We start from the raw sequence: 22,064 nt of genomic DNA on the forward strand, positions 1-22,064 counted from the left end.
GCGCGATCGCGAACAGAGGGATGTCTGACGAAATGTCTTCCGTCGATCACAGCGTTGTCGCCGATCCCGTCGCGGCAGCCGATGCCATCGCGGCAGTCGATCCCGTCGCCCTGGAGAAATCGATCTCCTCGGCGACGCAGGCGCTGCTCGGCTATCGGCAATCGGACGGGCACTGGGTATTCGAGCTGGAAGCCGACAGCACGATCCCGTCGGAATATGTGCTGCTGCGCCACTATCTCGCCGAGCCTGTCGATAGCGAACTCGAAGCCAAGATCGCCAACTATATCAGGCGCACGCAAGGCAAGCATGGCGGCTGGCCGCTGGTTCAGGACGGTGCGTTCGACATGAGCGCCAGCGTGAAGTCCTATTTCGCGCTGAAGATGATCGGCGATTCCGTCGATGCGCCGCACATGGTGCGGGCGCGCGAGGCGATCCGTTCGCGCGGCGGGGCCGCCAAAGTCAACGTGTTCACCCGCTTCCTGCTGGCTTTCTACGGCGTGCTGACCTGGCGCGCGGTGCCGGTGCTGCCGATCGAGATTATGCTGCTGCCGATGTGGTCGCCGTTCCATATCAACAAGATCTCCTACTGGGCGCGCACCACGATCGTGCCGCTGATGGTGCTGGCGGCGCTGAAGCCGCTGGCAAAGAATCCCAAAGGCGTCGGCATCGACGAATTGTTCCTGCAGGATCCGAAGTCGGTGGGCATGACGGCGAAGGCGCCGCATCAGAGCTGGGGCTGGTTCATGCTGTTCCGCTCGCTCGATGTCGTCCTGCGCACGATCGAACCGCTGTTTCCCAAAAAGCTTCGTGCCCGCGCGATCGACGACGCCGTGGCCTTCATCGAGGAGCGGCTGAACGGCGAGGATGGTCTTGGCGCGATCTATCCGCCGATGGCCAACACCGTGATGATGTATGAGGCGTTCGGCAAGCCTGCGGATTATCCGCCGCGCGCCGTCACGCGCCGGGGTATCGATAGATTGCTCGTGATCGGCGAACACGAGGCCTATTGCCAGCCATGTGTGTCACCGGTGTGGGACACCGGGCTGACCTGCCACGCAATGATCGAAGTGGGCGGCACGGAAATGCTGCCGCAGACCAAGCAGGCGCTGGACTGGCTGGTCCCGAAGCAGGTTCTCGACGTCAAGGGCGACTGGGCGGTGAAGCGTCCCGATGTGCGGCCGGGTGGCTGGGCGTTCCAGTACAACAACGCCTACTATCCGGATCTCGACGACACCGCCGTCGTTGTCATGGCGATGGACCGCGCGCGCAAGCAGTCCGGAAGCAACGAGTACGATACCGCGATCGCGCGCGGCCGCGAGTGGATCGAGGGCATGCAGAGCCGCGATGGCGGCTGGGCCGCCTTCGACGTCAACAACCTCGAATATTATCTCAACAACATCCCGTTCTCCGACCACGGCGCGCTGCTCGATCCGCCGACCGAGGACGTCACCGCGCGCTGCGTCTCGATGCTGGCGCAACTCGGCGAAACCGCCGCAACCAGCAAGGCCGTTGCCGACGGCGTCGATTATCTGCGCCGCACCCAGCTTGCCGAAGGCTCGTGGTACGGCCGCTGGGGACTGAATTATGTCTACGGCACCTGGTCGGTGCTCTGTGCGCTAAATGTCGCAGGTGTCGATCATCAGGACCCAATGATTCGCAAGGCGGTCGATTGGCTGCTATCGATTCAGAATCAGGACGGTGGCTGGGGCGAGGATGCGGTCAGCTACCGGTTGGACTACAGGGGATTCGAGGCCGCACCATCGACCTCCTCGCAAACGGCATGGGCCTTGCTTGGACTGATGGCAGCGGGCGAGGTCGGGAACCCGGCAGTTGCGCGCGGTGTGGAGTACCTAAAAACCACACAGACCGAAAAAGGGCTGTGGGATGAGCCGCGCTACACGGCTACGGGGTTTCCGCGGGTGTTTTATTTGCGTTATCATGGCTACTCGAAGTTCTTTCCGCTCTGGGCGATGGCGCGGTATCGGAATTTGAGAAGCACCAACAGCAGGGTGGTAGGGGTCGGGATGTGACTTGGGGGGCGGGGGCCGCCGCGATCGTGGACAATTCGAGTGACCTCAATTCGGGTGATCTCAATCAAATTGATCCGCGGCCGGTTTTGATCGTTACAGGCTTGGTACAAGAGGCCCGCATCGCGGCCGGTCCAGGCATGATCGTGATCTGCAGCAGTAGCGATCCGCAGCAATTGCGCGCGCTGCTCGCGACACTGGATTCATCGACCTTCAGGGGCGTCATCTCTTTCGGCGTCGCCGGCGGGCTCGATCCGTCGCTGAAGTCGGGCGATGTCGTGGTCGCGACCGAGGTTCTGGCCGGCGATACCCGTTTTCTGGCCGGTCTGGCGCTCAACGAGGAAGTGATTGCCAGCGCCGCGCTGCGGCGGCGGCGCGTGATTCGCGGCGGTCTGGCCGGAGTGGAGCGGGTGATTGCGGCGACCGCCTGCAAGGCCGCGCTGCATTCGGAGACGGGGGCGGCGGCGGTCGACATGGAAAGCCATATCGCGGCGGCTTATGCGGCCAAGGCAGGCATTCCGTTCGCGGCCCTCCGCGTCATCTCCGATCCTGCCAGCCGCGCGCTGCCGGCTTTGGCCAAGAGCGCGATCAAGCCGAACGGCGATATCGACCTGCGCAAGGTGCTGCGCGGCGTCGCGCGCAATCCGAGGACGTTGCGCGCATTGGTCTCCACGGGCATCGATTTCAATCGTGCGCTGCGTTCGCTGCGCGGCTGCCGCGGCTTCATCTCCGGCGGCGAGGGGCTGGCCGCGGCCAACGCCTGACGCTGCTGAAATAGTCCGCTTCAACGAAAAATGCCGTCGCATGTGCGACGGCATTTTTGTTTTGTGCTTCTTTGTTTTGAGTCTCAGCCTTCACGCAACGCGGGCAAGCCGCGTTGCGCTCTCGGTCGCCCTCAGGCGGCCGTGGAGGCTTTCTGCTGCTGCTTGGCGGCTGCGGCAGCCGCCTCGTCCTTGCGGATCTCCGACAGGCGCTTCTGCACTTCCGATGAGAAGATGTACTGCGCCGGACGCTGTTTATCGAGGTTGATCTCCGGCGCCATCGGACCTGACGTCCGGACGCCGCGCAGTGCCACCCACATCGCTTTCAGCGGATTGACCAGCGCGGCATTGGCGGCGGTCGGCTCATAGCCGCAATGCGCCATGCAGTCGGCACACTTCTCGTACTTGCCGGTGCCGTAGGTCTCCCAGTCGGTGGTCTCCATCAATTCCTTGAAGGTCTTGGTGTAGCCCTCGCCGAGCAGGTAGCAGGGCTTCTGCCAGCCGAAAATGTTGCGCGCCGGCATGCCCCACGGGGTGCATTCGTAGCTCTGGTTGCCGGCCAGGAAGTCGAGGAACAGGCCGGAATGCATGAAGTTCCACTTCTTGCCCTTGCCGAGGGCGAAGACGTCGCGGAACAGCTTCTTGGTCTTGGTGCGATTGAGGAAGTGCTCCTGGTCCGGCGCGCGCTCATAGGCGTAGCCCGGCGACATCGAAACTCCGACACCGAGTTCGGTGGTGAAGTCGAGGAACTTGGCGATCTCTTCCGCCGCGTGCCCGTCGAAGATCGTGGCGTTGACGTTGACGGTGAAGCCGCGCGCCTTCGCAGCCTTGATCGCCGAAACCGCGCGGTCGAACACGCCCTTCTGCGACACCGCCTTGTCGTGGTGATCCTTCAGGCCGTCCAGATGCACGGAGAAGAACAAATAGGGCGAGGGCTCGAACAGATCGAGCTTCTTTTCCAGCAGCAGCGCGTTGGTGCAGAGCGAGACGAACTTCTTGCGCGCCACGAGGCCGCGCACGATTTCGCCGATCTCCTTGTGGATCAGCGGCTCGCCGCCGGGGATCGCCACCATCGGTGCGCCGCATTCATCGGCCGCGTCCCAGCACTCCTGCGCCGACATGCGGCGATTGAGGATCGCATCGGGATAGTCGATCTTGCCGCAGCCGACGCAGGCGAGGTTGCAGCGAAACAACGGTTCGAGCATCAGCACCAGCGGATAGCGCTTCCGGCCAAGCAGCTTTTGCTTGATCAGATAGCCGCCGATACGCAACTCCTTGAAGAACGGTATTGCCATTACAGTATTTCTTTCTGGACCTTAGTCGTCGTAACTCGTGAATGGATCAGCCCGCAGTCAGTTCGGCTGGAAGCCGGAATTCGATATTTTCTTCCCTCCCAGGAAGCACCGACACCTTGACGGGTCCGATACGTCTCAAAGCCTCGATCACGTCGTCGACCAAAACTTCGGGCGCCGAGGCGCCCGCCGTGATGCCGACGGCTTTCGCATCCTTAAGCCAATCAGGGTTCAACTCGCTGCCATCGGCAATGAGATAACTCGCGACCCCGACCTCGGTGCCGATTTCGCGAAGCCTGTTTGAGTTGGAACTATTGGCGGCCCCCACCACCAAAATGACGTCCACAAGTTTGCTCAGGTCCCTTACCGCAGATTGGCGGTTCTGTGTCGCATAGCAGATATCCCGGATGTCTGGGCCTTGAATATCTGTAAAACGGGCCTGAAGGGCGGCAATTATGTCCTTTGTGTCGTCAACACTCAGTGTTGTCTGCGTGATATAGGCCACCGGGGTATCGACCGGGAGCGTCAGGGAGGCCACATCGTCTACGTTCTGGACCAAAAGGACGGTTCCGGGAACCTGACCCATGGTTCCCTCGACTTCGGGGTGGCCGGCGTGGCCGATGAGGATCAAGGCCCGGCCCTTCGACATGTACCGTTTGCCCTGATTGTGGACCTTGGTGACGAGGGGGCAGGTGGCATTGAGGACGGGCAGGCCGCGGGCGGCAGCCTCCTCCTCGACGCTGCGGGCCACGCCATGGGCGCTGAACACGGTAACGGCGAGCGGGGGAACTTCCGACAGGTCCTCGACGAAGATCGCACCCTTGTTTTTCAGGCTTTCGACCACGTATTTGTTGTGCACGATCTCGTGACGCACATAGACCGGCGGGCCGTATTTCTGCAGCGCCCGTTCGACGATCTCGATGGCGCGCACGACGCCCGCGCAAAATCCGCGGGGCTGCGCAAGATATACTTCCATGGGACGCTCATTACCCAAGTTGCACCAAATTCAAACAAATGCCTTCGCGCAGTCAGTCCTGCCGGGCCCGGCCGAACAAACTGCAATAACCGCACCACCGTTCCGGGGGTAATCCACCCAAGCACATGGAAGCACAGGGCTTTGTGTCAAAAAATTAGCGTCTAGAAAAGCCGGAACGCAAAAGGCCGTGTTCAGGTGAGGTCGATGGAAGTATCATAATACCTGAATTCCGTCCAATTCCTCACCGTTTCGTCACTTTCTCGCCCGCACTGGACGTCTATATGGGGTTTCTCAATGCCATTTCGGCCCGTTTTGCCTTCTCTGAGCGGGCCTCTCTGACAGTAACCACAACAATAGATCGCCCGATGTAGATCGCTCCCGGGAACTCCGCTAGACAGCGGACGTTTTCGGCAAGCTCCCTATTAAGACTTAGAAAGAAATGATGTGCTGACCAGCCTGGTTGTCTCAATTGTTAGAACGTGCACGCGGTTTGCCACCCTCATCGTCGTCTTTTCGCTGCTCCTTGCGATTGGCGCGGGCTTCTATGCGGCCCGCAACTTCGTCATCAATACCGACATAAACACGCTGATTTCGCCCGACCTGGATTGGCGCAAGCGCGACAACCAGTTTGAAAAGGCGTTCGATCGCGAAAAGCTGATTTTGGCCGTCGTCGAGGGCCCGACCCCCGAGCTCACCAGTGCCGCCGGCAAGGCGCTGGCCGACAAGCTTGCGGGCGACACCAAGAATTTCGAATCGGTGCAGCCGCTCGGTTCCGGCGAGTTCTTCGAGAAGAACGGGCTGTTGTTCCTGCCCGTGGAGGAGGTCGGCAAGGTCGCGGGCCAGCTCGAAGCCGCCGCCCCGCTGATCGAAATCATGGCCGGCGATCCGTCGATCCGCGGTCTGACCGGCGCGCTGGAAACCGGCCTTGCCGGCATCAAGCGCGGCCAGGTCAAACTCGACAATACGGAACGGCCCTTCAACCAGATCTCGCAGACCGTCGAGAACATCCTGAGCAAGGGAACGGCGACGTTCTCGTGGCGCGAACTCGTCAGCGACAAGCCGCTCGGCGATTCCGACAAGCGCGCCTTCATCGAATTCAAGCCGAAGGTCGACTACAACGCGCTCGAGCCCGGCAAGGAAGCCACCGACGCGATCCGGCAGGCGGCCAAGGAGCTGAATTTCGCGGGCGAGTATGGCGCGCGCGTGCGGCTGACCGGACCGATTCCGATCGCCAATGAGGAATACGCCACCGTTCAGGACGGCGCGATCGTCAACGGCATCGGCACCGTCGTGATCGTGCTCGTGATTCTCTGGATGGCGCTGCATTCCGGCAAGATCATCTTCGCCGTGTTCGTGAACCTGTTCGTCGGCCTTGCCATCACCACCGCGGTCGGCCTGATGATGGTGGGTTCGCTCAATCTGCTGTCGGTCGCGTTCGCCGTGCTGTTCGTCGGCCTCGGCGTGGATTTCGGCATCCAGTTCAGCGTCCGCTACCGTTCGGAGCGCTTCAAGAACGATGATCTGGTGCTCGCGCTGGAGAGCGCGGCCCGCCGCTCGGCGGTCCCGCTGTCGCTCGCGGCGATGGCGACCGCCGCCGGTTTCCTGTGCTTCCTGCCGACCGATTACAAGGGCATTTCCGAACTCGGCAAGATCGCCGGCGCCGGCATGCTGGTGGCGTTCATCACCAGCATCACGACGTTGCCGGCGATGCTGACGCTGCTCAACCCGCCCGGCGAAAGCGAGCCGGTCGGCTACGCCTTCCTGGCGCCGGTCGATGACTTTCTCGAGCGGCATCGCGTCGTCATCATCGCCGGCACGATTTTGGTCGCGCTGGCCGGTTTGCCGCTGCTCTATTTCATGAAGTTCGACTTCAACCCGATCAATCTGCGCAACTCGCAAGTGGAGTCGATCGCGACCTTCCTTGACCTGCGCAAGGATCCGAACACCGGCGCCAACGCCATCAACGTGATGACGAATTCGGACGCCGACGCCAAGAAGATCGAGGCGAAGCTGGAGAAGGTGCCGGAAGTGCTTCGCGTGATGTCGCTCGATAGTTTCGTGCCGGAGGATCAGCCGGCCAAGCTGAAGCTGATCGCGCAGGCCGCCAAGGTGGTGGGCCCCGCGCTCAATCCGGATTCCGTCGATGCGGCGCCGACCGATGCCGAGAACGTCGAGGCACTCAAGAGCTCGGTCGACAACCTGCGCAAGACCGCCGGCGACGGCAAGGGCCCGGGCGCGGCCGCGGCACGGCGGCTGGCCGATGCGCTGGCGAAGCTTGCCGAATCAACCCAAGCGGTGCGCGACAAGGCGCAGAGTATTTTCGTCATCCCGCTCAAGATAACGTTCGACCAGCTCAAGAACACGATGCAGGCCCAGCCGGTCACGTTGAAGACCTTGCCGCACGAACTCGTGAGCAGCTGGAAGACCAAGGACGGCCTGATGCGCGTGGAGGCGCTGCCGAAGGGTGATCCGAACGACAATGAAGTCCTGCGCAAGTTTGCCGATGCGGTTCTCGCCGCCGAGCCGACTGCGATCGGCGGACCGGTCTCGATTCTCAAATCCGGTGACACCGTCGTCAAGGCATTCATCCACGCCGGCATCTGGGCGCTGATCGTGATCAGCGTGCTGCTCTGGCTGGCGCTGCGGCGGGTCACCGACGTGCTGCTGACGCTGGTGCCGCTGCTGGTGGCCGGCGCGGTGACGATGGAGATCTGCGTGCTGATCGGGCTGCCGCTCAACTTCGCCAACATCGTCGCGTGGCCGCTGATGCTTGGCATCGGCGTCGCCTTCAAGATCTATTACGTGACGGCATGGCGATCGGGCAGAACTAACCTGCTGCAGACCAGCCTGACGCGCGCGATCTTTTTCAGCGCGCTGACGACCGCCACGGCTTTCGGAAGCCTGTGGCTGTCCAGTCATCCCGGCACCGCCAGCATGGGTAAATTGCTGGCGCTGTCGCTCATCACCACGCTGGCGGCGGTGCTGCTGTTTCAGCCTGCGCTAATGGGCAAACCGCGCGATATCGGGGAGTAGGCAGATATCGCCGACGGGATCGGCGGCCGCCTGTTTCTGGCCGGCGACGGGCTTTTGACCCGGCGCCGGATTCACCGCACCGGTGGTCTTCGGCGCGGCGGTTGCCGCCGGCGAGCCGGGTGCGGGCGTCAGACCCGGCGCCGTCGCCGAGGCGCCGGCCTTCGGTGCTGCACCTGCCTGATTTTTCGGCGCGGCGCCCTTGGCCATGCTGTTGCTGGGGCTTGAGGGTATAGGCGGCCCGACGCGGGTCCAGGTTTCGCCGCCGCACAGGAAGCCGAGCACGCAGCCTTGAATCTCGAGCTGGTCGGTTCCGATTGGCTTGATGGTTGAGCTGTAAGACTGTCCGTCCTTGGCGTTGTAGACTTGGCCTTCCCACGCATCGACGCCGGGTTTCTTCTTCATGTTGATCAGGATCGGCATGCCCAGCGTAGGCCTGCTCTGCTTTGAGGCATCCGGATTATTCGTATCGCGGCCACCCGGCGTCTTCTCCCAGGCGACGGCACCCCACATGTTGCCGTTACATTGTGCTACGCGAATGTTGGCGACGCCGTCGGCCACTTTCCAATCGCCGGTGGGGTCGGCGGCCAGTGCGGAAGTAACACCTGTGGCAAAAATGAATCCGGAAAAAACTATTTTGCGCGCGACAGTTCTTGGGCAGTGCAACATGGTTCAAACCTATGCTTATGCTTATGTAGATGATCCGAGAGGGGTCAAAACGCCGCATTGGGCGTTTTCAGTTGACGAAATGGCCATCAACCGACGTATGTAACGAATGCTAAGTTCAAATCTAGACGTTTCCGAGATGTTTGTGGAGCGCCAGGCGCAACGCAGTTCCATGCACTCGCGCCATTTGAACGAGCAGCTCGTCCGCGTGCTCAAGACCATTGGCTATGATGTCGGCTTTCAGAAGGGTCAAGGTCAATACCTCTTCGATCGTGACGGGGCCCGTTATCTCGACCTACTGAGCGGATTTGGCGTTTTTGCGATTGGCCGCAACCATCCGGCGTTGCGCCATGCGTTGAAAGGCGTGCTCGACGCCGATTTTCCGAATCTGGTGCAGCTCGACGTCTCGACGCTGGCCGGGGTGCTGGCGGAACGCCTGTTCGAGCATGTGCCATATCTGGACAAGGTGTTTTTCGCCAATTCCGGCGCCGAAACCGTCGAAGCCGCGATCAAATTCGCCCGTGGCGCCACCGGGCGGCCCGGCATCGTCTCCTGTTCCCACTCCTTTCATGGATTGTCCTACGGCGCCTTGTCGCTGATGGATGATTCGAACTTCCGCAGCGGCTTCGAACCGCTGCTGCCGGGATGCACCCAGATCCCGTTCAACGATCTCGCCGCTCTCGAACAGGCGCTGTCGTCGCGTCAGGTCGCCGCGTTCATCGTCGAGCCGATTCAGGGCAAGGGCGTCAACCTGCCCACCGACGAGTTTCTGCCGGGCGCGCTTGCGCTGTGCCGCAAATACGGCTCGCTGTTCATTGCCGATGAAATCCAGACCGGGATCGGCCGCACAGGCAAGTTTTTGGCGGTCGAGCACTGGAACGTCGAACCCGACATGGTGCTGCTGGCAAAAGCGCTGTCCGGCGGCCATGTGCCGGTCGGCGCGCTGCTGACGCGCAAGAGCATCTTCGACAAGATATTCAATCAGATGGACCGTGCGGTCGTGCACGGCTCGACCTTTGCAAAGAACGATCTGGCGATGGCCGCCGGGATCGCCACGCTCGAAGTGATGAAGGCGGAAAAGCTGGTCGAGCAGGCCGCCAAGCGCGGCGCCGAACTTCGGCTCGCGCTGACGCGCATGGTGCCGGGCTACGAATTGCTGAAGGAAGTGCGCGGCAAGGGGCTGATGATCGGTATCGAATTCGGTCCGCCGAAATCGCTGCGGCTGAAAGCATCCTGGAACGTGCTCGAGACCGCCAACAAGGGCCTGTTCTGCCAGCTCATCACGGTGCCGCTGTTCAAGGATCACAAGATCCTGACCCAGGTCTCCGGCCATGGCAGCCACACCATCAAGCTGCTGCCACCTCTTGTCATTACTGAAGAAGACTGCAGCTGGATCGAAAAGGCGTTCGACACCGTCATCGCCTCCAGCCACAAGGTGCCCGGCGCGATCTGGTCGCTCGGCAAGACGCTGGTCGACAACGCCGTGCGGAAGTCGGCGTAGCACCAACGCGCAACACATAATTGTCATCGAGCAGGCGGAGAGATTGCTTCTCAATTCCGCGCGGCGTGCATGCGTTTATGCCGCAGTTTTCGGCTGATCCGCGCCATAGTATTCTCATTCCGACAAATCACGTGGAGAAGACCGATGCGCATTTCCGGCGGCTGTCATTGCGGCGCGATCCGTTATCAGGTGGAAGGCGACCTGATCGTGCATGCGTTGTGTCATTGCGCGGATTGCCGGCGGCACGCCGGAGCACCGATGGTCGGCTGGGCGATGTACGCCGAAGACGCGGTCAAGGTGACGCAGGGCGAACCGAAGGTCTATGCGTCTTCCGAACACGGCAGGCGGCATTTTTGCGCCAATTGCGGCACCGGCCTGTTCTACGTCAATGTGAACATGCTGCCCGGGATCATCGACGTGCAAAGCGGCACCTATGACGATCCCGATGTCGTTCCGGTCATGGCGCACATTCAGGTCGCCGAGCGTATTGGCTGGATGGAGAAGGCGCACGAACTGCCATCGTTCGAGCGATATCCTCCGCAGGCGTAGAGGCGAGCCAGCGACGCGATTCGCCCGTTACCCGGCTTGTGCTTCGAACGCTGTCAGCGCCTGGAGCACAAGGTGGGGAGCTTCCTGGGCCACGCTGTGGCCGGCGCCGTCGAAGGTCCATTGGCTCGCGGCCGGAAGCAGGGCTACCGCGCGCGACGCCATCTCTTTGTAGATCGACCAGGATTTTTCCGTGGTGGCCACGCGCACCGGACATTCGATTTCGGACAGCCACATGAACGGATTGCCGCGCGCGTCGCCCGCGTAAACCTGTTCCATCGCCTCCATGATCGGAAGCAGCACGGCTGATTCAATTTCAGGCGTGCAAAGCAGCCGCACACGGCCATCGTCTTGCTGTGCGAAGCCGTGCCGGATATAGGCCCGCAGCGAATTCTCCGTCCATTCTGCAAAGGCCGGCGCGGCCCGGTAGCGCGCGAATGCGGCGTCCGCATTTTCGAACTCGGCCTGTCGGCGCCGCGCGCCCTGCACGGCGCTTTTGCCGAAGTCACTCAAGCCATCCGGTCGAACCGCGCGCGGGTCCATCACCGTCGGCTCCATCACGAACAGCCGTGCAAAGCGCGCAGGCATCAGTTTCGCCGCCAATAACAGATCGGTCGCGCCGGCGCTGTGCCCGATGCCGTAGATATCGGCGAGATCGAGCGCCTCGACGACCCGGCACACATCTTCGGCAAAATCCTGGAAGTGATAGCCGTTGGCCGCAGGCTTGTGGCTGTCGCCATGACCGCGGCGGTCGATCGCGTAGACCGTATAATCCTTTGCAAGTTCGCGGGCGACGTCGTCCCAGACCTCGGCGACGAAACCGGTGCCGTGCAGCAGAAGTGCAGGCGGCTTGCCTCGATCCTCCGCACCCCATCGCGCCAGCGCGATGCGTGTGTTGGTATCGCCGACCGAAATCCGCTGCGAACTCGTCAAGCGCGCGCATCCTCCAAAATCATGGTCGCGCCCTTTTCCGCGATCATCGCCGTCGGCGTATTCGTGTTGCCTGACGTGATCGTCGGCATGACAGAGGCGTCGGCGACGCGCAAGGCGGCGATGCCGTGAAAGCGCAGGCGCTCGTCGACGACCGAAGTGGCATCGGAAGCCGTGCCCATCTTCGCGGTGCCGACGGGATGGAAGATCGTGGTGCCGATATCGCCCGCGGCCTTTGCCAGCGCCGCATCGTCGTCGCCGACGCTGGGGCCGGGCAGATATTCCTGCGGGTGAAATCGCGCCAGTGCCTGCTGCTTCATCAACCGCCGCGTGGTGCGGATGGCGTCGGCGGCGACCTGACGATCCTCATCGGTCGATAGATAGTTCGGCGCGATCGCGGGCGCCTTGTCGGCCTCTGCGGTTCGGATGCGCACGGTGCCACGCGAGGTCGGCCGCAGATTGCAGGCGCTGACCGTGATGGCGGGGAAACGGTGCAGGGGATCGCCGAATTTGTCGAGCGACAGCGGCTGCACGTGGAACTGGATGTTGGCGCGCTCGCGATGCGGATCGGAGCGGGTGAAGATGCCGAGCTGCGATGGCGCCATGGTCAGCGGGCCGCGGCGGCGGAACGCGTAGTCGAGCCCCATCATGCCGCGCCGGAACAGATTGTAATAGGTCTCGTTCAGGGTGCGGACGCCCTCGACCTTGTAGATCGCGCGCTGCTGCAGATGGTCCTGAAGGTTGCGGCCCACACCTTGCCGGTCGAGCGTGACGTCGATGCCAAGCGGCGACAACCAGTCGGCCGGACCAATGCCGGAACGGTGCAGCACCTGCGTCGATCCGATGGAGCCTGCGCAGAGAATGACTTCGCCCTTGGTGCGGGCTTCGATGATCTCATTGCCCTGATAGAAGCGCACGCCGACGGCGCGGCCGTTCTCGACAATCAGCCGGTCGACCAGCACGTGCTTTTCCAGCCGCAAATTCTGGCGGTTCAATACCGGCTTGAGGAAGCCCCGCGCGGAGGACCAGCGGCGGCCGCGCTTCTGGTTGACGTGGAAATAGCTGATGCCTTCATTGTCGCCGGTGTTGAAATCGGCGATGCGGCGGATGCCCATCTGCGCGGCGGCGTCGCCGACCGCATCCAGCACTGCCCAGGACAGCCGCGGCGCTTCGATCCGCCAGCCGCCGCCGGCGCCATGATGTTCGCTCTTCCCGAGGAAATGATCTTCGAGCGCTAAGAAGTGCGGCAGCACGTCGTCATAGCCCCAGCCGGTGAGGCCGAGCTGGCGCCAGTGATCGTAATCGGCGGCCTGACCCCGCATCGAGATCATGGCATTGATCGCCGACGAGCCGCCGATCACCTTGCCGCGGGGATAGGCCAGCGCGCGGCCGTTGAGGCCGGGCTCCGGCTCGGTCTTGAACATCCAGTCGGAGCGGGGATTGCCGATCGCGAAGAGGTAGCCGACCGGGATGTGAAACCAGATCCAGTTGTCGTTGCCGCCGGCCTCCAGGATCAGCACGCGATTGCCGGGATCGGCCGACAGCCGGTTGGCCATGATGCAGCCGGCCGTGCCTGCGCCGACGACGATATAGTCGAAATCACCTTCAAGTCTGCCCGGCATCGTCTTTGGTTTCCGCCCATCCACGTTTTCTGAGACTTATTAGTCAGACGTGGATGGCCGGGACAAGCCCGCCATGACGACTTTGGCAGGCTTCCGGGTGGATGGGGCTCTGCGGCCGAGTGTGTTGGGTGGTTCGCGTCTTGCATGCTAAAGAGGCACAAAGCGTTCAACCAGAAAACGATCAGTTCCATGCCCATTGTCAACCGCGTCGCCGATCTGCAATCCGATATCCAGGCCTGGCGCCGCGATATCCATCAACACCCCGAGCTGCTGTACGAGGTGCACCGCACGGCGGCGCTGGTGGCGGACCGTTTGCGGGAATTCGGTTGCGACGAGGTGGTCACCGGTATTGGCCGCACCGGCGTGGTCGGCGTCATCAAGGGCAACAGGCCCGCCGGCAAGGGAGAGGTGAAGGTGATCGGGCTGCGCGCCGACATGGATGCGCTGCCGATCGAGGAAGCGACCAACCTGCCTTATGCCTCGAAGAACCCGGGCCTGATGCACGCCTGCGGCCATGACGGCCACACCGCCATGCTGCTGGGGGCGGCGCGCTATCTCGCCGAAACGCGCAATTTCGCAGGCGATGCGGTCGTGATCTTCCAGCCGGCGGAAGAGGGCGGCGCGGGGGCCGTTGCGATGCTCGAGGACGGGCTGATGGACCGCTTCGGCATCGAGCAGGTCTACGGCATGCACAACGGTCCGGGCATTCCGGTCGGCAGTTTCGCCATTCGCCCCGGTCCGATCATGGCCGGAGGTGACGCCGTCTTCATCCGGATCGAGGGGCAGGGCGGACATGCCGCGCGTCCGCACAAATGCATCGACTCCGTGCTGGTCGGCGCGCAGCTGATCAATGCGCTGCAGTCGATCGTGTCGCGCAGCGTCGATCCCCTGGAATCGGCGGTCATCTCGATCTGCGAATTTCACGCCGGCAATGCCCGCAACGTGATCCCGCAAACCGCTGAACTGGCGGGCACCGTCCGGACCCTGGACGCCGAGGTGCGGAAACTGGTGGAAAAGCGCGTGCGCGAGGTCGTCGCCGGGGTGGCGCAGATCACGGGCGCGAAGATCGACCTGACCTACAACCGCGGCTACCCGGTGACGGTCAACCATGTCCCGCAGACCGACGTCGCGGTCCGGGCCGCCCGGGAAATCGCCGGCGACGCCAATGTGAACGAGATGCCGCCGCTGATGGCCGGCGAGGATTTCGCCTTCATGCTGGAACAGCGGCCGGGTGCGCTGATCTTCTGCGGCAACGGCGACAGCGCGGGGCTGCATCACCCCGAATACAATTTCAACGACGAGGCCCTCGTGTTCGGCACCTCCTACTGGATCAAGCTGGTCGAGAACACGCTGGCGGCGTGAGGCCGTTCACCGGCATTTCAATGAGGTCGGCTTGACGGCCGGTCGCCGCGTGGCCAGCTTTATGCTATGCCTTCCGCAAGGCACATTGGAGCCTGCAAATGAGCGCCAACGCGACCTTCGTATTGCTGATGATCGGAACGGTCCTTTCGATCTATCTTGCCGGCCGACTGGCCGAGCGTCGCGGACGCAGCTTCACGGTCTGGGCGTGGACTGCTGCGTTTATCGGGCCGCTGGCACTCCCTCTGGTGTTCCTGTTTCCGAACCTGCACCGCAGGAACGGTGGCCCGGCCTGAGGGCCGCCGACGCGCGAAGCGTCAAGGTAGGCAGCCCCGCCCCGGACCCCCCTTGGCAAGCGCTCCGGATGGATAGGGCCTCTGCGGCAGGGTGCTGGGTGGAGCGCGTCTTGCATGCTAGACAGGGCAAGCGTTCAACCCGGAAGCAGAGAATTTGCAATGCCCATCGTCAACCGCGTCGCCGATCTTCAACCCGATATTCAGGCCTGGCGCCGCGATATCCATCAACACCCCGAATTGCTGTACGATGTGCACCGCACTGCGGCATTCGTGGCGGATCGCTTGCGCGAATTCGGCTGCGACGAGGTCGCGACCGGGCTCGGCCGTACCGGCGTGGTCGGCGTCATCAAGGGCAAGAAGCCGGCCGGCAAGGGCGACATCAAGGTGATCGGGCTGCGCGCCGACATGGATGCGCTGCCGATCGAGGAGGCGACCAACCTGCCTTACGCCTCCAGGCATCCCGGCAAGATGCATGCCTGCGGCCATGACGGCCACACCGCGATGCTGTTAGGGGCCGCCCGCTATCTCGCCGAGACCCGCAACTTCGCCGGCGATGCGGTCGTGATCTTCCAGCCCGCCGAAGAGGGCGGCGCGGGCGCCGACGCGATGATCAAGGACGGTCTGATGGACCGTTTCGGCATCGAGCAGGTCTATGGCATGCACAATGGTCCGGGCATTCCGGTCGGCAGCTTCGCCATTCGCACCGGTCCGATCATGGCGGCCACCGATGAACTCGACATCAAGATCACCGGGCTCGGCGGCCACGCGGCACGCCCGCACATCTGCATCGATTCCGTGCTGGTCGGCGCACAGGTGGTTACCGCACTGCAGTCGATCGTGTCGCGCAGCATCGATCCGCTGGAGTCGGCGGTGATTTCGGTCTGCGAATTCCAGGCCGGCCACGCCCGCAACGTGATTCCGCAAACCGCCGAATTACGCGGCACGATCAGGACGTTGACTCCGGAAGTTCGTGCATTGGTCGAGAAGCGGGTGCACGAGGTGGTCTCCGGCGTCGCGCAGATCACGGGCGCCAAGATCGACCTTACCTACAAGCGTGGTTATCCCGTCACCGTCAACCATGCTTCGCAAACCGAGTTCGCCACGCGGATCGCCAGGGAGATCGCCGGCGAGGCCAATGTGCACGAGACCCCGCCGCTGATGGGCGCGGAGGACTTTTCCTTCATGCTGGAAGCGCGGCCGGGCGCGTTCATCTTCTGCGGCAATGGCGACACCGCGGGCCTGCATCACCCCGAATATAATTTCAACGACGAGGCGATCGTCCACGGCACGTCGTACTGGATCAAGCTGGTGGAGAACGCGCTGCCGGCGTGACGGCCCAACGGCTTGATGAAGTTTCGCAAGAACTTGAGAAAACGCCTGCATGTCCATGCAGGCGTTTTTGTTTTTAGCGAAATGATCGAGGGCGTTTGGGGCGAAGCGGATGCTGGTTCGCGTAACAAATGATGCGTATGAATCGCGAGCTTCGGTTCTACTTCAAGAGCCGATCATGCCCGAATTTCCTTTCATGTTGGTTTAGTCGCAGGGCGATTCAGTCGGCGCTTGGCTCACACGTGAAACGGCCCGCGCGGTGGCGCGGGCCTTTCTGTTGCATTGCAGCGGAAGAGACGGCCGCGGTCTCGTCAGAAAATGTAAGAGAACAGCACGTAGAGGCTGGCCGACAGCATGATCGCGGCCGGCAACGTCAGCACCCAGGCCATCAAGAGGTTGCGTATGGTGGCTAGTTGCAGGCCGGAACCGTTGGCCGCCATCGTCCCGGCTACACCCGATGACAGCACGTGGGTGGTCGAGACCGGCAGGCCGAAGATGTCGGCGGCGCCGATGGTGCCGGCGGCAACCAGCTCGGCGGAGGCGCCCTGCGCGTAGGTCAGGTGGGTCTTGCCGATCTTTTCGCCGACGGTGATGACGATGCGCTTCCAGCCGATCATGGTGCCGAGGCCGAGCGCGATCGCGACCGCGATCTTGACCCAAGTCGGAATGAACTTGGTGGCGCTGTCGAGCGAGCCCTTGTAGGCCTTGAGGGTCTCGACCTCTTCCTTGTTCAGTTCGTTTTCCTTGTCCTTCATCAGGAAGCGGATCGCTTCCGAAGTCAGGTACATGTCGTTGCGGGTGTTGCCGACGGCTTCAGCCGGTACCTTGTTGAGGGTGCCGTATTTCTGGACCTGGTCGCCGACGTCCTTCACCAGCACGGCCAGCGACGGATAGGTGCCTTCGCTGATCTTGCGCGCGGCGACATATTGCGTCACCGCCGGGCGGGGATCGCCGATGATGCTGTGGCCGGCGCCCTTGGCCGCGATCACCTTGGAAGCCGCCTCGGAGGTCTTCTGGAACTGGGCGATCTGCGATTCCGGCAGCGCGCGGTTCAGCGCGTAGGCGGTCGGCACGGTGCCGATCAGGATCAGCATGATCAGGCCCATGCCCTTCTGGCCGTCGTTCGAACCATGCGCGAAGCTGACGCCGGTGCAGGTGGCGATCAGGATGCTGCGGATCCACAACGGCGGCGGCTTGTTGGCTTCGGGCGCTGCGTACAGCGCCGGGTTGCGCACGACGAACTTCAGGACCAGCAGCAGGATGGCGGCCATGTAGAAGCCGAACAGCGGCGACAGCAGCAGCGCGTAACCGATCTCGGTCGCCTTGGTCCAATCGACGCCCGAGGTGCCGTCGCGGCCGCGCATCAGCGCGTTGGCGATGCCGACGCCGATGATCGAGCCGATCAGGGTGTGCGAAGAGGAGGCCGGCAGGCCCAGATACCAGGTGCCGAGATTCCACATGATCGCGGCGATCAGGAGCGCGAACACCATCGCAAAGCCGGCGCCGCTCCCAACCTGCAGGATCAGCTCGACCGGCAGCAGCGAGACGATGCCGAACGCCACCGCGCCCGAGGACAGCAGCACGCCGAGGAAGTTGAAGAAGCCCGACCACATCACCGCGAATTCGGCCGGCAGCGAGTGGGTGTAGATCACGGTCGCGACCGCATTGGCGGTATCATGGAAGCCGTTGACGAACTCGAAACCGAGCGCGATCAAGAGCGCAACCAGCAGCAGGATATAGGGCAGGTAGGTCGTCACCTTGGCGCCGGTGGCTTCGACGTCGACATAGATGCTGTACATCACGAACAGGAACCCGGCCGCGAGAATGCCGAAGAACAGGATCATCGTGAGCGGGTTGAAACCCTTGTCGAGATTGGGCCTGGAAGCCGGCTGGATCGGCGCTCCCTCGGCCATCGAAGAATTGAGCGTCATATCGGTCATGGCAAACCCCCTGAAATACTAACGGCGGTTAATCTTTTGACCGATGGAGTTGAAGGTTAGATGACAGGGGCGGCGCCAGGCTGCGCGCCGGCATGTCAGGGGCGCGCTACCCATTCCGCTCTGAGCATGGACATCAGGCGCATCGATCGGAAGCTGCCGTCGGGGTCCCGGTGCAGGTCGCGAACCACGCCTTCCTCGACAAACCCGGTCTTGAGGTAAGTCCGATAGGCCCGTTCATTCTCAACGAATACAAAGAGTTCGACGCGATGCGCCGCCAGATATTCGAAACAGATTTGCAGCACCGATCGCAGCAGGTTCGATCCGACGGCGCAGCCGGGAGTTCCAACCGCGATGCGCCTGAGCCGAACGCATTGGTTGGCGCTTCCGATGCCTTGTAAAATGGCAAACCCGGCAATCTCCGTTCCACCGCACGCCACCAGATATCGGGAAGACGGGTTTTCGATTTCAGCGGCGTGCTGTTCGGCGTCCCATCGGCCGACCAGACGCAAATAACCTTCCGCGCGTTCGATGCGCATGATGGCGGGTATGTCGGATTTATGCGCGGCGTGAATAAGCATGGCGGCAGTTTGGGGTTGCCGCGCCTGCCGGGCAATGCTCAAGGCAAGAAGCTGCAAGCCAGGGTCGATCGCCGCAAGGGATGATGGCCAAGATGATGGCCAAGATGATGGCAAAGACAGGTCGCGCGCTGCACGGCACCGGGGCTAGAGGAAACCGCACAGCGCGCCGACCCCATGGGAACGTCATGGCGTGAACAGGACGCCCCAACCCCTCCCCAAGAGAATGAGATAGTATCATCGATCAATTGAAGGTTGTACATATTTTTGTAGCGCTTCGAGAGGACGTTAACGGGAATTTGCGGTTCCATCATGTGCGGGAACTTCAGGCAGCGTGTGCCGATTTTCGCAGCAAGGCTGCCGCGATTTTGAGATCGGCAACGAAGCGCTGATATTCCCGCGCCTTGGCGTCGGCGTCCGGCAGCCGCAGCAAATAGGACGGGTGCACGGTGACGAGAGCCGTCGTGCCGTCCTCGAGATCAATCAGGCGCCCGCGGCTTTTGTTAACAGGCGTGATTTTTCCGAACACGCTCTGCGCTGCCGTAGTACCCATCGCCACCACCAAGGCAGGCTTGATGGCGGCGCGTTCGCGTTCGTACCATTGCCGGCAAGCCTTGATCTCAGCTGTGTTCGGCTTCTGGTGCAGGCGGGTCTTTCCGCGCGGCACAAACTTGAAATGCTTCACGGCATTGGTGACGTAGACCTTTGACCGGTCGATACCCGCCTCATCCAGCGCACGATCCAGCACCTGGCCGGCCGGTCCGACGAACGGCTTGCCCGCGAGATCTTCCTTGTCGCCGGGCTGTTCGCCGACCAGCATGACCTGGGCATTCTGTGGGCCTTCGCCAAACACGGTTTGTATCGCGTCCTTCCAGAGCGGGCACGCGCGGCAATCGGCGGCCTCTTCCCGCAGGGCTTCAATGTCGTCGGCATCCTGTTTGCGTTTCATCGGCGGTTCCTGCCGCTTCTGCGATTTATGCGGCTCGCTCGCAGCCCGCGCGATCATCGCGCTGGCGGTGCGTTCGGCGCTTTCGATTAGAGGCTTAATCAACGATGCCTCCGGCAGGTTCCTCCAATATCGCTTCGGCATTTCGGTTTGCATGGCCTTCACCTTCAGCCGGGCGGGATTGAAGATGCTGGCGTAGTAACGCCGCCAGGTTTCCTCGAGCCGGTCCTCGGTCGGCGCCTCGGCTTTGGCTACCCCCGGCGTGATCGAGACGGCATGGCCGTCCCAATGCGCGCAGACATCGGGCGTCAGGATCGACCAGGGCATGTCGGCAAAGCGCCGGGCGAAGAAGGGTGCTGCCAGTTCGACGATATGGTGCTCCGGCTCGAACCAGGCGACGAAATGCGATTTCTGCTCGCGGCCGATTTCACGAAAGCGGACGAAGGCGTGCATCTTGTGTTCGTCGTGATGCACGGCCTTCGCCATCGCGCTGATGCGTGCCACATCCGGATCGGTCGCGACGACAAGCAGGTCGTGGTTGCCGCGCAGCCGCCACAGCAGGCGATAGAGGATGGCAAAGCGTTCGCTGTTGCGATGCAGGATCGCGGCTTTCGCCAGTTCGACGAATTTGGCCGGGACGTTGAAAGTCGCATTTGGCGGGTCGGGGAGTGGGGTGGTCGATTCAAACAATTCAGGCGCGTCGCCTTGCACGCGCCATGTTACATCTGCCGGGCTTACGTCATTCAGCACCAGCGTCCGTGCCGCTTTGCGCCAGCCGTCAAAATCGGTTTCGTGCTCGAGGGTGATGGTGTGCATTAGATGCCGCCTCTCTCCTTCGTCATGCCCGGCCTTGTGCCGGCCATCCACGTCTTCGTTGGCTTGGAGCAAAGACGTGGATGGCCGGGACAAGCCCGGCCATGACGGTGTGTCTAGAATCCAAATCCCAATTGCGTCGCCTTCGGCCTGAATCGTTCCGCCAGCTTTGCCCCGTCGAGCAGATGCGCCGACGGGCGGTGATCGCTGAGCACGATGAACGGGAGCGCCTTTTTCCCTGGGATATGCAGCCGGGCGAGGTCGGCCGCACGGATCGATGTGACGCGGCGCGTGGCGATGATGCGGTCGACCGCCTTGCGGCCGAAGCCGGGCACGCGCAGCAGGTCCTCGCGGCTGGCCCGGTTCACATCGAGCGGAAAGCGCTCGCGGTGCCGCAATGCCCAGGCGAGTTTGGGATCGATATCGAGCGGCAGCATGCCGGCGCTCTCGTCGACGATCTCGCCGACATCGAAACCATAAAACCGCATCAACCAGTCGGCCTGATAGAGCCGATGCTCGCGGACCAGCGGCGGAGCCGATAGCGGCAACGCGCGGCTGGCATCCGGGATCGGGCTGAAGGCGGAATAATAGACGCGCTTGAGTTTGTAGGAGCCATAGAGATTGGCGCTGGTATGGAGAATGGTTTTGTCGTCGGCCGCATCCGCGCCGATGATCATCTGGGTGCTCTGGCCGGCGGGCGCGAAGCGCGGCGGCTTTGCCTTCGTTACGGTCTTGTCGTTGTTGTTTTCTTGCGCCTCATCGAGCTTGAGCCGCAACCGGCCCATGGTGCGGCGGATCGCGCGCACGTCTTTTTCCGGCGCGAGTTTGGCGAGGCTGGCTTCCTCGGGCACTTCGATGTTGATGCTGAGCCGGTCGGCATATCTTCCGGCCTCGGTGATCAGCGCATCATCGGCTTCCGGAATGGTCTTCAGATGGATGTAGCCGCGGAAGTGATGCTCCTCGCGCAGTTTTCGCGCGACGGAAACCACCTGTTCCATGGTGTAGTCGGCGCTGCGGATGATGCCGGAAGAGAGAAACAGGCCTTCGATGTAATTGCGGCGGTAGAAGTCGATCGTCAGCTTCACCACCTCGTCGACGGTGAAGCGTGCCCGCTGCACGTTCGAAGAAGTGCGGTTGACGCAATAAAGGCAATCGAAATTGCAGGCATTGGTGAGCAGGACTTTGAGCAGCGAGATGCAGCGGCCGTCCGGTGCGTAGGAATGGCAGATGCCCATGCCGGGCGAGGTCGAGCCGAGGCCCTTGCCGTCGCTGGAATCCCGCTTCTCGGTGCCGCTGGAGGCGCAGGAAGCGTCGTATTTGGCGGCATCGGCCAGGATCTCCAGCTTGCGTTGCACGTCCATCATTGAATCCCTTTGATTCCATTTATGAATCGCCTGGGTAGTAATCCCGATTGACTCTGCCGGGCCTGTTAGCTTTATATTAGAACATATCATG

General features: G+C 62.4%; 18 protein-coding genes. 9 read left to right on the forward strand and 9 right to left on the reverse strand.

The window, feature by feature from the left end; translation table 11 throughout:
* Nucleotides 1–32: 32 nt before the first annotated feature.
* Nucleotides 33–2,030 (forward strand): squalene--hopene cyclase, encoded by a 1,998-nt coding sequence (gene shc / locus ABIE49_RS33980; RefSeq protein ID WP_210337356.1) that lies wholly within the window; start codon nt 33–35, stop codon nt 2,028–2,030.
* Between the two features lie 68 nt (nt 2,031–2,098).
* Complete coding sequence (locus tag ABIE49_RS33985; protein WP_354067689.1) at nt 2,099–2,791, forward strand: phosphorylase; 693 nt, start codon at nt 2,099–2,101, stop codon at nt 2,789–2,791.
* A gap of 131 nt (nt 2,792–2,922) precedes the next feature.
* Here ABIE49_RS33985 and hpnH read toward each other — a convergent pair whose 3' ends face one another.
* Complete coding sequence (gene hpnH, locus ABIE49_RS33990) at nt 2,923–4,083, reverse strand: adenosyl-hopene transferase HpnH (RefSeq protein WP_192737364.1); 1,161 nt, start codon at nt 4,081–4,083, stop codon at nt 2,923–2,925.
* A 46-nt stretch (nt 4,084–4,129) separates the two neighbouring features.
* Nucleotides 4,130–5,056 (reverse strand): 4-hydroxy-3-methylbut-2-enyl diphosphate reductase, encoded by a 927-nt coding sequence (ispH, locus tag ABIE49_RS33995; protein WP_192737365.1) that lies wholly within the window; start codon nt 5,054–5,056, stop codon nt 4,130–4,132.
* Between the two features lie 444 nt (nt 5,057–5,500).
* Between ispH and hpnN the strand changes: the two genes are divergently transcribed.
* The gene (gene hpnN / locus ABIE49_RS34000) at nt 5,501–8,089 is read left to right on the forward strand and encodes a hopanoid transporter HpnN (protein WP_192737366.1); all 2,589 of its coding nucleotides are present in this window, start codon (nt 5,501–5,503) and stop codon (nt 8,087–8,089) included.
* Here the strand turns inward: hpnN and ABIE49_RS34005 are convergent.
* Nucleotides 8,057–8,755, reverse strand: a complete 699-nt coding sequence (locus ABIE49_RS34005; RefSeq protein WP_192737367.1) for a DUF2147 domain-containing protein — start codon at nt 8,753–8,755, stop codon at nt 8,057–8,059. The two genes, hpnN and ABIE49_RS34005, sit on opposite strands and share 33 nt — an antisense overlap.
* Between ABIE49_RS34005 and ABIE49_RS34010 the strand changes: the two genes are divergently transcribed.
* The 3 genes from ABIE49_RS34010 to ABIE49_RS34020 all read left to right on the forward strand — a co-directional run bounded on the left by ABIE49_RS34010 (nt 8,694) and on the right by ABIE49_RS34020 (nt 10,802).
* On the forward strand, nt 8,694–8,858 hold the full coding sequence (locus ABIE49_RS34010; protein WP_192737455.1) for a hypothetical protein: 165 nt from the start codon (nt 8,694–8,696) through the stop codon (nt 8,856–8,858). The genes ABIE49_RS34005 and ABIE49_RS34010 overlap by 62 nt on opposite strands.
* A 3-nt stretch (nt 8,859–8,861) precedes the next feature.
* Nucleotides 8,862–10,253 (forward strand): aminobacteriohopanetriol synthase HpnO, encoded by a 1,392-nt coding sequence (gene hpnO, locus ABIE49_RS34015; RefSeq protein ID WP_192737368.1) that lies wholly within the window; start codon nt 8,862–8,864, stop codon nt 10,251–10,253.
* A 144-nt stretch (nt 10,254–10,397) separates the two neighbouring features.
* Nucleotides 10,398–10,802 (forward strand): GFA family protein, encoded by a 405-nt coding sequence (locus tag ABIE49_RS34020; RefSeq protein ID WP_192737369.1) that lies wholly within the window; start codon nt 10,398–10,400, stop codon nt 10,800–10,802.
* 27 nt (nt 10,803–10,829) lie between these two features.
* Here the strand turns inward: ABIE49_RS34020 and ABIE49_RS34025 are convergent, their stop codons facing one another.
* Both ABIE49_RS34025 and ABIE49_RS34030 read right to left on the reverse strand, forming a co-directional pair.
* Nucleotides 10,830–11,732 carry an alpha/beta fold hydrolase gene (locus tag ABIE49_RS34025; protein ID WP_192737370.1) on the reverse strand — a complete coding sequence of 301 codons (903 nt, stop codon included), beginning with the start codon at nt 11,730–11,732 and terminating at the stop codon, nt 10,830–10,832.
* A complete protein-coding gene (locus ABIE49_RS34030; RefSeq protein WP_192737371.1) occupies nt 11,729–13,351 on the reverse strand; it encodes a GMC family oxidoreductase in 1,623 nt (540 codons plus the stop codon). The genes ABIE49_RS34025 and ABIE49_RS34030 overlap by 4 nt, the downstream gene beginning before the upstream one ends.
* A 189-nt stretch (nt 13,352–13,540) precedes the next feature.
* Between ABIE49_RS34030 and ABIE49_RS34035 the strand changes: the two genes are divergently transcribed.
* The 3 genes from ABIE49_RS34035 (at nt 13,541) to ABIE49_RS34045 (ending at nt 16,338) form a co-directional block, all read left to right on the forward strand.
* A complete protein-coding gene (locus ABIE49_RS34035) occupies nt 13,541–14,713 on the forward strand; it encodes a M20 aminoacylase family protein (protein ID WP_192737372.1) in 1,173 nt (390 codons plus the stop codon).
* 98 nt (nt 14,714–14,811) lie between these two features.
* Nucleotides 14,812–15,006, forward strand: a complete 195-nt coding sequence (locus ABIE49_RS34040; RefSeq protein WP_192737373.1) for a hypothetical protein — start codon at nt 14,812–14,814, stop codon at nt 15,004–15,006.
* Between the two features lie 159 nt (nt 15,007–15,165).
* Nucleotides 15,166–16,338, forward strand: a complete 1,173-nt coding sequence (locus ABIE49_RS34045) for a M20 aminoacylase family protein (protein WP_192737374.1) — start codon at nt 15,166–15,168, stop codon at nt 16,336–16,338.
* A gap of 308 nt (nt 16,339–16,646) precedes the next feature.
* Here ABIE49_RS34045 and ABIE49_RS34050 read toward each other — a convergent pair whose 3' ends face one another.
* The 4 genes from ABIE49_RS34050 to ABIE49_RS34065 all read right to left on the reverse strand — a co-directional run bounded on the left by ABIE49_RS34050 (nt 16,647) and on the right by ABIE49_RS34065 (nt 21,970).
* Nucleotides 16,647–18,275, reverse strand: coding sequence for an inorganic phosphate transporter (locus tag ABIE49_RS34050; RefSeq protein WP_192737375.1), 1,629 nt, complete (start codon nt 18,273–18,275; stop codon nt 16,647–16,649).
* 95 nt (nt 18,276–18,370) lie between these two features.
* Nucleotides 18,371–18,910, reverse strand: coding sequence for a GNAT family N-acetyltransferase (locus tag ABIE49_RS34055; RefSeq protein ID WP_192737376.1), 540 nt, complete (start codon nt 18,908–18,910; stop codon nt 18,371–18,373).
* A 265-nt stretch (nt 18,911–19,175) separates the two neighbouring features.
* Nucleotides 19,176–20,612: a UdgX family uracil-DNA binding protein gene (locus tag ABIE49_RS34060; protein ID WP_192737377.1), complete on the reverse strand. Its 1,437-nt coding sequence runs from the start codon at nt 20,610–20,612 to the stop codon at nt 19,176–19,178.
* A 113-nt stretch (nt 20,613–20,725) separates the two neighbouring features.
* Nucleotides 20,726–21,970 (reverse strand): putative DNA modification/repair radical SAM protein, encoded by a 1,245-nt coding sequence (locus ABIE49_RS34065; protein ID WP_192737378.1) that lies wholly within the window; start codon nt 21,968–21,970, stop codon nt 20,726–20,728.
* Nucleotides 21,971–22,064: the final 94 nt, after the last annotated feature.

It is taken from the genome of Bradyrhizobium sp. OAE829 (assembly GCF_040546575.1).
Classification (GTDB): Bacteria; Pseudomonadota; Alphaproteobacteria; order Rhizobiales; family Xanthobacteraceae; genus Bradyrhizobium.